This is a genomic window from Microbacterium sp. NPDC057741 (genome assembly GCF_042798735.1).
Lineage (GTDB): Bacteria > Actinomycetota > Actinomycetes > Actinomycetales > Microbacteriaceae > Microbacterium.
The window spans coordinates 1-13,491 of the sequence record NZ_JBHVJW010000006.1 but is presented as its reverse complement, the minus strand read 5'-3'; the positions used below and the strand labels follow the sequence as shown (position 1 = coordinate 13,491).

The 13,491-nt window shown below is 68.6% G+C and carries 13 protein-coding genes; 4 read left to right on the top strand and 9 right to left on the bottom strand.

Annotation, left to right across the window (positions count from 1 at the left end; all coding sequences use genetic code 11):
* Positions 1 to 110: 110 nt before the first annotated feature.
* Positions 111 to 584: a hypothetical protein gene (locus ACFVDO_RS16760; protein ID WP_378857882.1), complete on the top strand. Its 474-nt coding sequence runs from the start codon at positions 111 to 113 to the stop codon at positions 582 to 584.
* Between the two features lie 14 nt (positions 585 to 598).
* Here ACFVDO_RS16760 and ACFVDO_RS16755 read toward each other — a convergent pair whose 3' ends face one another.
* The gene (locus tag ACFVDO_RS16755; protein ID WP_378857883.1) at positions 599 to 1,027 is read right to left on the bottom strand and encodes a DUF1761 domain-containing protein; all 429 of its coding nucleotides are present in this window, start codon (positions 1,025 to 1,027) and stop codon (positions 599 to 601) included.
* Between the two features lie 81 nt (positions 1,028 to 1,108).
* On the opposite strand from ACFVDO_RS16755, the gene ACFVDO_RS16750 reads away from it, so the two are divergent.
* Together ACFVDO_RS16750 and ACFVDO_RS16745 are read left to right on the top strand one after the other, a co-directional pair.
* Positions 1,109 to 1,393, top strand: a complete 285-nt coding sequence (locus tag ACFVDO_RS16750; RefSeq protein WP_378857884.1) for an ArsR/SmtB family transcription factor — start codon at positions 1,109 to 1,111, stop codon at positions 1,391 to 1,393.
* The gene (locus ACFVDO_RS16745) at positions 1,390 to 1,770 is read left to right on the top strand and encodes a VOC family protein (RefSeq protein ID WP_378857885.1); all 381 of its coding nucleotides are present in this window, start codon (positions 1,390 to 1,392) and stop codon (positions 1,768 to 1,770) included. The genes ACFVDO_RS16750 and ACFVDO_RS16745 overlap by 4 nt, the downstream gene beginning before the upstream one ends.
* Positions 1,771 to 1,818: 48 nt before the next feature.
* On the opposite strand, the gene ACFVDO_RS16740 is transcribed toward ACFVDO_RS16745, so the two are convergent.
* Genes ACFVDO_RS16740 through ACFVDO_RS16720 form a run of 5 tightly spaced genes read right to left on the bottom strand, consistent with a single transcriptional unit; the run spans position 1,819 to position 9,297 of the window.
* Positions 1,819 to 2,577, bottom strand: a complete 759-nt coding sequence (locus ACFVDO_RS16740; RefSeq protein ID WP_378857886.1) for an SDR family NAD(P)-dependent oxidoreductase — start codon at positions 2,575 to 2,577, stop codon at positions 1,819 to 1,821.
* A gap of 12 nt (positions 2,578 to 2,589) precedes the next feature.
* Positions 2,590 to 4,236: an ATP-NAD kinase family protein gene (locus tag ACFVDO_RS16735; RefSeq protein ID WP_378857887.1), complete on the bottom strand. Its 1,647-nt coding sequence runs from the start codon at positions 4,234 to 4,236 to the stop codon at positions 2,590 to 2,592.
* Positions 4,233 to 5,846, bottom strand: a complete 1,614-nt coding sequence (gcvPB, locus tag ACFVDO_RS16730) for an aminomethyl-transferring glycine dehydrogenase subunit GcvPB (RefSeq protein ID WP_378857888.1) — start codon at positions 5,844 to 5,846, stop codon at positions 4,233 to 4,235. Before gcvPB ends, ACFVDO_RS16735 begins: the two co-directional genes overlap by 4 nt.
* Positions 5,843 to 7,213 (bottom strand): aminomethyl-transferring glycine dehydrogenase subunit GcvPA, encoded by a 1,371-nt coding sequence (gcvPA, locus tag ACFVDO_RS16725; protein WP_378857889.1) that lies wholly within the window; start codon positions 7,211 to 7,213, stop codon positions 5,843 to 5,845. Before gcvPA ends, gcvPB begins: the two co-directional genes overlap by 4 nt.
* A complete protein-coding gene (locus ACFVDO_RS16720) occupies positions 7,210 to 9,297 on the bottom strand; it encodes a beta-galactosidase (RefSeq protein WP_378857890.1) in 2,088 nt (695 codons plus the stop codon). The genes gcvPA and ACFVDO_RS16720 overlap by 4 nt, the downstream gene beginning before the upstream one ends.
* Before the next feature lie 121 nt (positions 9,298 to 9,418).
* On the opposite strand from ACFVDO_RS16720, the gene ACFVDO_RS16715 reads away from it, so the two are divergent.
* Positions 9,419 to 10,075 carry a GntR family transcriptional regulator gene (locus tag ACFVDO_RS16715; RefSeq protein WP_378857891.1) on the top strand — a complete coding sequence of 219 codons (657 nt, stop codon included), beginning with the start codon at positions 9,419 to 9,421 and terminating at the stop codon, positions 10,073 to 10,075.
* A gap of 52 nt (positions 10,076 to 10,127) precedes the next feature.
* Here ACFVDO_RS16715 and ACFVDO_RS16710 read toward each other — a convergent pair whose 3' ends face one another.
* Genes ACFVDO_RS16710 through ACFVDO_RS16700 form a run of 3 tightly spaced genes read right to left on the bottom strand, consistent with a single transcriptional unit; the run spans position 10,128 to position 13,307 of the window.
* Entirely contained in the window at positions 10,128 to 11,024 is an 897-nt protein-coding gene (locus ACFVDO_RS16710; protein ID WP_378857892.1) for a carbohydrate ABC transporter permease, read from the bottom strand.
* The gene (locus ACFVDO_RS16705) at positions 11,021 to 11,989 is read right to left on the bottom strand and encodes a carbohydrate ABC transporter permease (protein WP_378886871.1); all 969 of its coding nucleotides are present in this window, start codon (positions 11,987 to 11,989) and stop codon (positions 11,021 to 11,023) included. The genes ACFVDO_RS16710 and ACFVDO_RS16705 overlap by 4 nt, the downstream gene beginning before the upstream one ends.
* A gap of 1 nt (position 11,990) precedes the next feature.
* Positions 11,991 to 13,307, bottom strand: a complete 1,317-nt coding sequence (locus ACFVDO_RS16700; RefSeq protein WP_378860146.1) for an ABC transporter substrate-binding protein — start codon at positions 13,305 to 13,307, stop codon at positions 11,991 to 11,993.
* Between the last annotated feature and the right edge of the window lie 184 nt (positions 13,308 to 13,491).

The window sequence follows — 13,491 nt, the reverse complement described above, 5'->3', positions numbered from 1 at the left end:
ACGGATGCACCACCCGGGCCCCGCTGACTCCGTGCGGGCGTTCCGAGGCCGCGCAGGTGTGCCCTGACAGCCCGACACCGCGCACGGCAGGATGCGCGCAGAATATACGCATGACCGCCGCCGCCGATCCACACGTCCTGGGCCCCGGCCTGCTGCCGACGCCGTTCAGCGCCGCCCAGATCGCGGCCTCCAGCCGGACTGGCAAGCAGATCAGGATGCTGGTCGAACAGGCCGACGGCACGACGTTCGAGCGCGTGAACCGTTTCCGTGATGCGGACGATGAGGGCGCGACACTGGATCAGTGGCGGGCGGATGCGCCGGACGAGGTGTCTTCACGCCGAGTCAGTTGGCGGGAGTTGCAGGAGCACGCCGCTTTCCCCGCCGAGAGCACGGTCGTCTCGGTCGAGACCGTGGAGCTGCCGCTCGGGCGCCTGGAATGCCTGCGCTACGACACCGCCGCGACGGGCGAGCCGCCGGCGACCTTCTGGTTCTCCCCCGAGCATCCGGGCATGCCGGTGCGCTACGAGGTCAGGACGAAAGCCGGCACGACCCGCACCACGGTCGAGGAGACCCGCGGCATCTGAACCGATCGACGGCGTCAGATGCCGGCGGGCGGCCACACCCCGATGATGAGCGCCATCACGACGACGGTGATCAGCTCGTGCGCGATGTTCAGCGTGGTGAGCTTGGTCGACCGCCCCTCGAAGGCGTCATGGGTGATGAAGCGCGCGGCCGTGAAGCCCGCCCAGAGTACGACGGAGGTCGCCACGGCCGCCCACAGGAACGACCCCTCGTAGAAGTGCCACGAGATGGCCGCCGCGCCGGCGAGGACCCACGCCGTGATGAAGCTGACGATCACCGTGGTGATCATCGGCCACAGCGGCCCGCGTGACGGATTCTCGAGGTCGACGTTCGCGAGCTTCGCCCAGCGGTCGCCCATCACCGGCCGGGCGTACCAGATCGCCCCCACCACCATGCTCGATACGGTCGCCAGCAGCACCGCCCAGTAGTTGATCTCGGGAACCATGAGAGCCTCCTCGCTCGTGCCGTCAGGATACTGCCCGGCATCCCCTTGATATGCAAGCATTCACTTGCCTATAATTGACGCGTGTCCGATCTGTTCCACGCGCTCGACGATCCGACGAGGAGACTCATCCTCGACGCGCTGTCCGAGCGCGACGGTCAGACGCTGTTCGAGATCTGCTCGACGCTCACGATGCGGCACGGCGTGACCTCCAGCCGCCAGGCGGTGTCGCAGCACCTCGCGGTGCTCGAGGCCGCCGCGCTCATCTCGACCGAACGGCGCGGCCGTTCGAAGTTCCACTACTTCCACCCCGAGCCCATCGCCCGGATCGCCGAGCGGTGGCCGATCACAAGGAGCACACCATCATGAGGATCGAACTGACCAGCATCTTCGTGAACGACCAGCGCAAGGCGCTCGCGTTCTACACCGACGTGCTCGGCTTCGAGAAGCACCATGACATCCCGCTCGGCGAGGCCGCCTGGCTGACCGTCACCTCACCCGAGGGCGGCGCCGAACTGCTGCTCGAGCCCTCCGACCACCCGGCAGTGAAGCCCTACCGCGACGCACTCGTCGAGGACGGCATCCCGCTCGCGCAGTTCGCCGTCGACGACCTCGCCACCGAGTACGAACGCCTCACCGGCCTCGGTGTCGTGTTCACGCAGCAGCCCACCGACATCGGCACCGCGCTCGTCGCCGTCTTCGACGACACCTGCGGCAACCTCATCCAGCTGGTGCAGATGAAGTGACCTCCGGGCCCGATACACACCGGCGCCGGGCCTGAACCCGGAAGGGCGTCAGGCGATGCCGCCGCCGTCGACCACGAGGGCCGACCCGGTGACGTATGACGACTCATCGCTGGCCAGCCACACCACGGCGGCCGCGATCTCGCTGGGCTGGCCCATGCGGTTCAGCGGGCGCTCGGCGGCCTCGGCGAGGAATCCGGCCTGGTCCTGCCCCAGCTGCTTCGCCTCGTCGCGCAGCATCCCGGTGTCGACGTCGCCCGGGTTGACCGAGTTCACGCGGATGCCCTGCGGGCCGTGGTCGATCGCCAGCGCGCGGGTCATGTTGACCACGGCGCCCTTCGACGCGCAGTACGAGATGGCCTGGCCGCCGCCCTTGAGGCCCCACCCGGAGCCGGTGTTCACGATCGAGCCGCCGCCGCTCGCGGCCATGATCGGCACGACGTGCTTGCACATCAGGAAGATCGCGCGCACGTTCACGCCGAACACGCGGTCCCACTCCTCGACGGTGGTCTCGACGGCGGTTGTGCGGCGGATGATGCCTGCATTGTTGAAGACGACATCGATGCCGCCGAGCTGATCGACGACGGATGCCACGACTCGCTCGATGTCCGCCTCGCTGGACACGTCGGCGGCGAGTGCGATCGCCGTGCCGCCGGCGGCGCGGATCTCCTCGGCGACCACCTCGGCGGCATCTGCGTTGAGGTCGACGACGGCGACCGAAGCGCCCTCCGCAGCGAAGGCGAGCGAGGTGGCGCGGCCGATGCCGCCGGCTCCGCCGGTGACGATGGCGTTCTTGTTCTGGAGACGCATGGGTTGATCCTTTCAGAGGGTTCCGAAGCCGGGCGTTCCCGCTGCTCCGGTCGCGATGGTTGCGGGTGTTGGGCGGCCGACACCCGCAGCCGTTGCGACCGGAGCGGGAGAGGCGTCAAGGGTGGACAGGTCGTAGAGCCGCTCGGGAGCGGCGACGGGGTAGAAGGCCGTGGTGGACGCACCCGTCACAATGCGGATGTGGCCCGCGAGCCGTGCGTCGAGGTCGGGGTCGCCGGTGTCGACGACGAGCGGACTCCCGCCGAGATCGATGAGCTTCTGCTCGGGGGCGACGACGAACAGCGGGTCGTCGCCGAGAGCACGGATGACGCGGGCGGAGAGCTGCTGGTTGCCGCGTCCGAGCAGGAACCCCTGCCCGCCGATCACGGTGACGACGGCTTTCGCGGGCCCCTGCGCGATCTCGTCGAGCAGCTGCTGCTCGGATGCTGCGGCCACCAGCACCGCGCCGTCGCGGATCACGTCGACGCCGAGAGGCGTCGATCGGATGCCGAGGATCCGGGCGACCTCGGCCGTGGTTCCGCCGGGGCCGAGCAGGTACCGCACTCCGGGTTCGAGTCCCGAAACGACTCCGCGCGCCGCCGCTGCGACCGCGGCCTGCTCGCTCGCCGGCGTCGCCGCCTTGCGCGCCTGGGTGCGACCGGGCACGACCGGGACGGGCAGCATGCCGAACAGCGTCGGGGTCACCCGCACGCGGCGCATCTGCTCCTCGTCGATGTCGAGCACCTCGCGCTCGGTCACCGGCAGTCCGTCGCGGCTCAGCCATTCGGATGCCACGGAGCCGGCTGCCCGCGGACTGACCGCGAACACCGGCGAGTACATCTTGACGCCGGCCGGGATGCCCAGCACCGCCGGCATCCGGTCGTCCCCGGTCCCCCGACTTTGCACCGGGCGGACCGATTCACGCCCGGCGGCGGACACGCCAGCGGATCGTCCGCCATCTGCAGATCCGTCCGCCGCCTGCGCGTTCGGCCCGTCGGTCGCTGCGGTCAGGTCGCGGTTCGTCCCGCTCTCCGCGCCGGAAAGCGGGGCAGACTGCGACCGGAGTGGCGTGGTGAGCCCGTCGACCGCGTCGCGCATGGTGCCGTCGCCGCCGACCACCAGGATCAGCCCGCAGCCGGCGGCGGCGAGCGCTGCGACGGCGGCCGCCGTGTCCGCGGCATCCGTCTGCTGCACGAGAGCAGGAGATTCTGCCGCAACAGGACGATCCGCCACGATCCATCCTGTTCTCGCGGAAACTCCTGTTCCGGATGACACCGCGGTCCCACCAGCACCGCGACCGCGCGAGATGGCATCCGTCGCGCCGTGCACGAGAACAGGAGATCCCGCCGCAACAGGACCATCCGCGGGGATCCGTCCTGTTCTCGCCGAATCTCCTGCGCCGGATGAAGCGGGTGAGTAGACCACCCACGGCACCAGGGCGGCCGCGCGCACGGCATCAGCACCCATCGCGCCGGATGCCGTGGCGATCACCGCCCCGGGATGCCGCGAGGCGACGACTTCGAGCGCCGTCAACGCGCGCAGGCCGGCGCGCGGGGCGGAACCCCGCTCGCGCGCCGAGCGCTGCACGTCCGCGCCGTCGGAACCGGCGAGCCCCGCGGGCCCCCCGATCCCGGCGACGGGATTGACGACGAGTCCGATCACGCGACCACGGCCTCCGAGACGGATGCTGCGAAGTCGGCCGGCACCTCGCCGAAATACTTCCGGCGGTAGGCGCGCCAGGTGATGGCCCAGCGCTCCGGGTCGTCCAGGTCGTCGTGGTGGGTGTGGTGCACGGTCTGGTTGTGCGGGGCGGTGCGCACGACCTCTGGGGTCTCGCGCGCCTCCCGAGCGACCTCGGCGAGCGCTGCCACGTACTCGTCGATCTCGGTCTTGGAGTAGCACTCCGTCGGCTCGAGTGTGAACGGCTGCGGCACCACATAGGGGTGGTGGCTGGTCCAGTAGTGGAAGCCGTAGTCGGCCATGCGGATGCCGATCTCCTCCGACGTGATGCCGGTCTCCTCGAACAGCTCCTGCCAGGAGTACCGCACCTGCTCGATGCGGCGGCGACCGGTCGCGTACGGTGCGGAGGCACCGGGGATCTCGAGCACGCGCTTCAGCAGGTAGTTGTTGTTCAGCACGGCGATCTGCGAGGCGGCGAGCATGCCCTCCGCGCCCAGCGCCATGATCCAGGCGTACGCCCGCACGACGTGCAGGATGACCCCGTGTGCCGGGGCGACGTGCCCGATCGAGAGCTCACCGGGCTCCACGACCGTGAACGTGCCGTCCTCGCCGCGGATGACGCGCGGGCCGGGGAGGAACGGAGCGAGGTCCGCGCTGACGGCGTTCGCCGCTGCGCCGGGCCCACCGCTGCCGTGCGGAGCGGAGAAGGTCTTGTGCAGGTTGAACTGGCACACGTCGAAGCCCGCATCCCTGGCACGGGTGATGCCGAGGATGCCGGCGGCGTTGGCCTGGTCGTAGGAGGCGAGAGCGCCGACCTCATGAGCGGCGTCCACCCACTCCTTGATGGCCGGGTTGTAGATGCCGGTGTCCTCGGGGTTGGTCACCATGATCGCGGCGGTCCGATCCGAGAGCGCGGCCTTCAGCGCATCGATGTCGGGGTAACCGTCGGCGTCGGGGAAGATCGTGATGACCTTGTAGCCGGCGACCTTCGCCGCCGCGGCGTTCGACGGGTGGCTGAAGATCGTCGTGATGACCTCGTCGCGCTGCTCACCCTCTCCGCGCGACTCGTGGTAAGCCCTGATCATCGCGATGTTCGTCCAGATGCCCGCCGATCCTCCCGGCGACGCGAGCGAGACCGCATCCATGCCCGAGATCTCGGCCATCGACTGCTCGAGCCGCCAGATCATCTCCAGCGCGCCCTGCGTGTCGGCGGGGTCCTGCGCGGGGTGCAGCGCGCGCAGCTGGGGAACCTCGATGAGCTGATCGTTGATCTTCGGGGAGTACTTGATCGTGCAGGTGCCCTGGCCGATGTCCACGTTCAGATCGGAGCCCAGGTTCTCCTGGGACAGCCTCAGGTAGTGCTTCAGCACGCGCATCTGCGCGATCTCCGGCAGCGCGGGCGGGGTCTGACGACGCATACCCTCCGGCAGGTCGGCGATCACGTCGCCGACGGCCTCGCGCACGGCGGGCTCGACCGGGGTGATGGCGATGCCGCGCTCACCCGGGGTGGACAGCTCGAAGACGATCGGCTCGTCCCAGCTGGCCTGGTGGAAGCGGCGCGGGCTGGTCTTGGGTGCGATGGGAAGGCTCACTTCGACTCCTCCTCGTGGTCGATGGCTGCGGCGATCGCTGCCGCCAGGCGGTCGATGTCGGATGCCGGGGTGGCGTCGGTGACGCACACGAGCAGCGTGCGCTCGTCGACGATGACGCCCGGTTCGATGCCCTCGGCACGGAGTGCCTCGACGAGGGCGGGGGCGGAGGGCACCGTGACGGTGAACTCGCGCAGGTGCAGCGCGTCGTCGCCGAGCGTCACCCCGGGGATCGCCGAGAGCTTCAGCTGCGCGTACCGAGTGCGGGCGAGCAGCAGCTCGCCGAGCTCGGCCATGCCGGCCGGACCCATCAGCGAGAGGTGGACGCCGGCGGCGATGCCCCACAGCGCGGCTGCAGTGCCGACCCATTCCTTGCCCTCTTCGCGGTGGGCGAAGGAGGTGCGGTCGTAGGCGACATCGCCGAAGCCGTACTCCCCCGGCACGTCGGTGGACTCCAGCCCGAACAGGCGGGACGGCATCTCCATCACGAACTTCGGGTCGTCGTGAACGGCGATGAAGCCCGCGTGCGCGCCGCCGAACCACTGGTGCAGACCGAGGGACTGGATGTCACCCGTGACGATGTCCGCGCCCTGGAGGGCGGGCGGGGTGAGCACACCGTAGCCGATCGGGTCGGTGCCGACCACGAGCACGGCGCCCGCCGCGTGTGCGGCGTCGGCGATCCGCTGCAGCTGTGTCTCGACGGCACCGGTGAAGCTCGGAGTCTCCACCCAGACCGCGGCGACGTCATCGCCGAGGCGGGCGCGCAGCTCATCGACGTCGGCGATCGCGCCGCTGGTGCCGATCCGCTCGATCGTCAGGTACGCCCTGGTGTAGTCGTGCACCTTCGACGCCTTCTCGGGCAGCACGTCGCTGACCGCGAGCACACGGCTGCGGCCGGTGAGGCGGGCGGCCATCGCCAGCCCTGTCGCCGTCGCCTGGTAGCCGTCGTAGGTGGGCACGTTCACGACATCCATCGCGAGCAGCTCGGCCATCTGCGACTGGTACTCGAACAGGGCTTGGAACCGGCCGTGGTCCTCGTAGGGCTCCCCGGCGTATGCCGTGAGGAACTCACTGCGCCGGATCACCTCGTCGACGACGGCCGGCACGTAGTGGTTGTACGTGCCCGCGCCGAGGAAGCTGAGCCGCTCTTCGGTCGTGCGGTTCTGCGCCAGGATGCCTCGGACGTGCCTGGCCAGGTCCTGCTCGGCCGGCAGCGGGGCCGGCAGGTCGAGCGGCCGCTGCAGTCGCAGCGAGGCCGGAACGTCGGCGTAGAACTCCTCGATGGACTCGGCGCCGGTGGCCGCGAGCATCGCCGCTCGCGTCTCGGGCGCCGTGTTGGGGATGTACGGATGCACGAAGGCAGTCGTCATGCTTGCTCCTTCACGGATGCGGTTGCGGTCAAGAGTTCGGGGAACGGGATGTCGGAGGTCGACGGTGCAGTGAGCACCGCGACGCCGTAGGGGCCGAGGTCGACGCGGCCGTCGTGGGCCGTGCCGGTGAGCAGGTCGGTGCCGCGCGCGCTCCACGCGATCGGCTCCGCACCGTGGTTCAGCAGGAATGTGTAGTCGGTGGCGCCATCGGTGCGGGTGACGGCCTCGGCGTTCACGTCGATGTCCGCGCGGGCCGGCAGGCCCGCCGTGTCGAGCACGTCGCGGAACACGACCGGCAGTCCCTCGGGCTGGAACATCGCACTGACGTACCAGGCGGTGCCATCGCCGACGCGCCGCCGCGTGATCGCCGGCATGCCATCGAGCACACCACCGGCGTAGCATCCGCGGGTCTCGGTGCCCGCGTGAGTCTCGAGCCACTCGCTCCAGTGCGGCACGACCAGGCTCTGGTCGCCGTATCGGATGCTCGTGACGAGACCGTCCGAGAGAGGCCACTGCTCGTCGACCTCGACGCCGAGTAGGTCGCGCAGCGGGCCGGGTGCCCCGCCGTCGTGCACCTTCTCGGTGGCGTCCACCACGCCGGAGAACGGGCCGACCACGAGGTGGCCGCCGTTCTCGACGAAGGCCCGCAGGGCGTCTGCCTGCGGCTGCTCGACGATGTAGAGGTTCGGCACGATCACGACGTCGTACTTGTCGAACGGCCCTGTGGCGCGCACCGCGTCGACGGGCTGGCCGAGCGAATACATGCCGCGGTGCCAGGCGCGGGCCTGCTGCGCCCACTGCAGCCGCTGAGAGGGCAGCGACTCGATCTGCGTCGAGCCCCACCAGGAGTCGTGGTCAATGACGAGGGCGACGCGGGAGCGCACCATGCTGCCGCGCACCGGCTCGAGCCTGCGCAGCTCGAGGCCGAGCGCCTTGGTCTCCTGGTAGCTGCGCGAGCGCTCGCCGCGGTGACCCAGCATCGACGAGTGGAACTTCTCCTGGCCGTACTTGGCCTGGCGCCACTGGAAGAACATCACCGAGTCCGAGCCGTGCGCGATCGTCTGCAGGCTCTCGACACGGATCTTGCCCGGTGCCTTCGGCACGTTGATGTCACGCCAACTGGTGGCGCTGGCCGACGATTCCAGGAGCAGCCACGGCCGCCCGCCCTTGAGCGAGCGCATGTAACCGTAGTTCAACGCCGCACCGACGTGCGCGGTGGGGTCGGCGGGCTCCGGATAGGCGTCATCGGTGACGATGTCCTCGACGGCGGCGAAGTCCCAGTAGTTCAGGTCGCGCAGCATGCTCATGAAGTTGGTGGTCACGGCGATGTCGGGCGTGACCTCGCGGAGCACGTCGATCTCGATCTGGAACAGCTCGAGCATCGCGTCGGACGAGAACCGCTCGAAGTCGAGCAGCTTGGTCGGGTTGATCGGGCCGGGCGCCTTCTTCGGCGTCTCGATGTGGTCCCACGAGGTGTAGCGCTGACCCCAGACGTTGACGCCCCAGGCCTCGTTCAGTCCGTCGAGGTCGCCGTAGCGGTTCTGCAGCCACCGACGGAAGTGCCGTGCCGACTCGTCGCACCAGCACCGCGAGATGTGGTCGCCGTACTCGTTCGAGATGTGCCACATCGCAAGGCCGGGGTGCTCGCCGTAGCGGTCTGCCATCGCGCGGGTCATCCGGGCGACGTTCTCGCGCCAGATCGGCGAGGACGGGCAGTAGGTCTGCCGCGAGCCGAACTCCAGGCGGTGGCCCTCCGAGTCGGACGGGCCCATCTCGGGGTGCGCGCGCAGCAGCCAGGACGGCGGGGTCGCCGTGGCGGTGGCGAGGTCGATGCGGATGCCGGCCTCGTGCAGCAGGTCGAGGATGCGGTCGAGCCAGCCCCAGTCGTAGACGCCGGGCTCGGGCTCGAGCTGCGGCCAACTGAAGATCGGCAGGCTCACCATGGTGACGCCGGCCTCCTTCATGAGCCGGATGTCCTCGAGCCAGGTCTCCTCTGACCACTGGTCGGGGTTGTAGTCGCCGCCGAAGGCGAGGGAATCGATCCGGACCTCCCGGATGCGCTGGTCGTCGCGCTGCTGGGTCACGAAGGGTCTCCTCTCTGAGTCTGGACAGAAACACTGTTCAATGTATTCTGTATACAGCAAGCGTATGGCGAATCCGGAACCCGGTCAAGCCGTAGGCTGACCGGAGGCCGAAGGGGACCACATGGCTATCGAACGGAAGAATCTGCGCTCGCAGGTTCGCGAAGAGCTCCTCACCCGTATGCGCACCGGCCAGGTGCAGCCCGGCGAGGGCATCAACGAGGTGCAGCTCGCCGGCGAGCTCGGCGTCAGCCGCACTCCCCTGCGTGAGGCGCTCATCGCCCTCGAATCGGAGGGGCAGATCACCAGCGAGAACGGCAAGGGCTTCCGCTTCGTGCCGCTCAGCGCCGGGGAGTTCGAGGACCTCGCCCCGGTCATGGCCACGCTGGAGAGCCTCGCGCTCGAGCTCAGCCCCGTCGACGGGCTGAAGAGCGTCGGCGCGCGACTGGTCGAGCTCGCCGAAGCGTTCACCGACGAGCACGTCGAGCACGCACTGGTGATGACCAAGGACGACGAGTGGCACGCCCTGATGCTCTCGGTGTGCCCGAACAAGCGCCTGCTCGACGTCATCGAGAGCGTCCGCGGGTCGTTCCACCGCTATGAGGCGCTGCTGGTCGCCGACGACGTCAAGGTCGACCGCGTCGCCGCCGAGCACGCAGCCATCGCACACGCCCTCGCCGACGGCGACGTGCCGCGCGCCGTGCAGGCGCTCAAGCAGAACTGGCTGCAGGGCATGCGCCGCATCCTGGACAACTCGTCCAGCGCGTACTTCGTGGCCTGAGCCCGACGATGGCGGGATGCCGGGAGCGATCGCTCCCCGGCATCCGCGCTGCTCAGCCCTTGACCGCCCCGCCGAGCAGACCGGCGACGAACTGCTTCTGGAAGACCAGGAACAGGATGAACAGCGGCAGCGTGGCCAGCAGCGAACCCAGCATCAGCCCGGAGTAGTCCACGCGGCTCAGCCCGATCATCGTGTTCAGCGCCACCGGGATCGTGTACTTGTCCTCGCTGTTGAGCATGAGCAGCGGCCAGATGAACGAGTTCCACTGGCTGATGAAGGTGTAGATGATCAGCGCGGCGATCTGCGGGCGGGCCACCGGCAGCACGATCCGGTAGAACGTGCGCAGCTCGGACGCCCCGTCGATCCGCGCAGCCTCGATGAGCGTGGTCGGGAAGTCCAGGAACCCCTGCCGCATCAGGAAGATGCCGAACGCGTTCGCGAGGAACGGGATGATGAGCGCCTGGTAGGTGTCGATCCATCCGGCGCTGGCCATCATCTGGAACAGCGGTACCAGCAGCACCTGCATCGGGATCATCATCGTGACGAGGATGACGCCCAGCAGCACACCGCGACCGCGGAAACGATAGGTTGCCAGGCCGTAGCCGCACATCACGCTGATGATCGAGCTGAAGACCGTGTAGAGCACAGCCACCAGCACGCTGTTCAGCATCACCTGACCGAAGCCGATGCTCTCCTGCAGGCGTCCCAGGTTCTGCCAGAACTCACCACCTGGCAGCAGCGGCAGCGGCGTGACGAACAGGTCGCTGGTCTTGTGCGTAGAGGCGATGACCATCCACAGGAACGGGATCAGGGCGAGCACGCTCGCGATGATCATCACCAGGTAGACCGGGCTGCGTAGGATGATGCGCCGCATCAGCGGCTCGCCGCGGCGGCGATCCGGCATGCCGCTCCGACGCGCGCGGCCGGTCGTGATCAGCTGTGTGGTCATGGCTTCTCCCTCATGATGCGGAACTGGATCACGGCGATGATGCCGGTGAGGATGACGAGCATCCATGCCAGGGCGCTCGCGTACCCGAAGTCGAACTGCTGGAAGCCGATCTTGTAGAGGTAGAGCACCGGGGTGAGCGTGGCGTTGTTCGGGCCGCCGCCGGTGAGGATGAAGTTCTCGTCGAAGAGCTGCAGCGCGCCGATCGTCGAAGTCACCGTGGTGAAGATCAGCACCGGACGCAGCTGTGGCACCACCACGTGCCAGAAGGTCTGCCAGCGACCGGCGCCGTCGATGCGCGCCGCCTCGTACAGCTCGGCGGGGATCGCCTGGAGCCCTGCCAGGATGATGACCATGTTGTAGCCGGTCCAGCGCCACGTGATCGATGCGATCACCGCGACGCGCGCCCAGAACTCGTTGTTCAGCCAGTCGATGGGACCGGCTCCGAACAAGGCGAGGAACTGGTTGAGCATGCCGCCGTCGGTGGTCATGATCACCCGGAACACGACGGAGTAGGCGACCAGGGTCGTGATCGAGGGCAGGAAGGTGATCAGCCGGAACCCGGAGCGGAACCGCAGCCAGGCCTGGTTCAGCAGGTAGGCGAGCCCGACGGCGAGCGCGATCATGATCGGCACCTGCACGACGAGGATCAGCAGCGCGTTGCCCAGGCTCTTGATCACGAGCGGGTCGCGGAACATCCGGGCGTACTGGTCGAGGCCGACGAACGTCGACACCCCGCCGGAGGTCTTGAAGAAGCTCTGCAGCAGCGAGACCGCAAGCGGGTAGGCGAAGAAGATCACCAGCAGGGCGGCGGCCGGCAGGGCGAACCACATGCCGGGCCGGTGCATGCGCGCGGCGAACCGCCGGCTGGATCGGGATGCCCGGGGGCCGGGGCCGCCGGCATCCGTCTGTGCGCCGGAGCCGCGGCGGTTCGCGCCGCGGCTCCGGGTGGTACTGGCGACGCTCATGTCAGCCGGCGATCTTCCGGCCGGTCGAGTTCGCGATCTGGGATGCCGCGTCGTCGAGCGCCTTCTTGGGGTCCTCGCCGTTCAGCACGGCCGCGGCGACGGCGTTCGAGACCGCGTCGGATGCAACCGACTGGTCTGAGGTGAACGTGATGGACGGGATCTTCGGCGTCAGCTCGGCGAAGGTCTGGAACACCTTCTGGCCGCTGAAGTACTCGCTCGGCTGCTGGAAGAAGTCCGACTTCAATGCGGGCAGGTAGGCGGGGAACAGCCCCTCGTCCTTCATCATGCTCGCCTGGTTGTCGTTGTTCGCGAGCACGAAGTCCATGAAGTCGGCAGCGAGCTGCGGGTTCTTCGCCTGCGTCGGGATCGCGAGACCCGAGCCGCCGCTGTTGGAGGTCGGAGCGCTGTCCGCGCCGAAGAGCGGCAGATCCTGCACGGCGTACTTGCCGGACAACTCCGGCGCCTCGCCCTCGAGGGTGCCGATCCACCAGACCGCTTCGGGCGTGACGGCCGAGTCGCCGTCCTTCGCGCTGGTGACGCTCGCGTCCCAGCCCTTGGCGTTCTTGATCAGGCCCTTCTTCTGCATATCCTGCAGCAGGGTGAGGGTCTGCACGGCCTCGGGGGTGTTCACGGTGATGTCGCCGTCAGCGTTGAACAGTCCCTGGCCCTGCTGCTGCAGCATCATCGAGAACGGACCACCGGCCGACAGGTCGGCGGTGAGCAGCGTGTGGCCGCTCTTGGCCTTGATCGTCTCGCCCGCTGAGACCAGGTCGTCCCAGGTCTTGATGGATGCCGGGTCGACACCGGCCTGCTCGAAGTAGTCGTTGCGGTAGAACAGGCCGACGGTGCCGGAGTCCCACGGCGCCATGCGCAGCTTGCCATCCTTGTCGGTGCCGGTGTCCCACTTGAAGGGGTCGAAATCGGCCTTCTGGTCGCCGAGCACCGGCGAGAGGTCGGTGAAGCCCTTCGGGAACTGGGTGATGTAGCTCTGGTTGTGGTCGGTCTCGAGCGTGATCATGTCGGGTAGACCGGTGCCGGCCTGCAGACCGACCGAGATCTTGTCGTAGGCGTTGTCGTAGCCGATGTCGACGACCTTGATGGTGACACCCTTGTGGTCCTTCTCGTAGTCGGCGCCGAGACGCTTGAGCGCCGTGGCCGCGACATCCCAGGACCAGATGGTGATCGTGCCGGTGGCACCGCCGTCCTTCTTGACCGCATCGCCGCTCCCGGCGGGGGCTCCGCCGCCGAAGGCGCATCCCGACAGGGCCATGGCCGCCGTCGCAGTGATCGCCGCTGCAAGCATTCCGCGTCGCTTCATCCTGACCTCCTCGTCAAAAATTGGATATTGCATACAGTACACGGATGTTGACGTGGACACCAGCCCCTCGGACGCCTGTCCGGACGCCGCCGATGCACGAAAAAAGGGGGGCCGACACGCCAGATGTCGGACGGTTCCGCAGAACGCGTCCGACATAAGGGGTGTGGGCCCCCCAAGTGTGGTG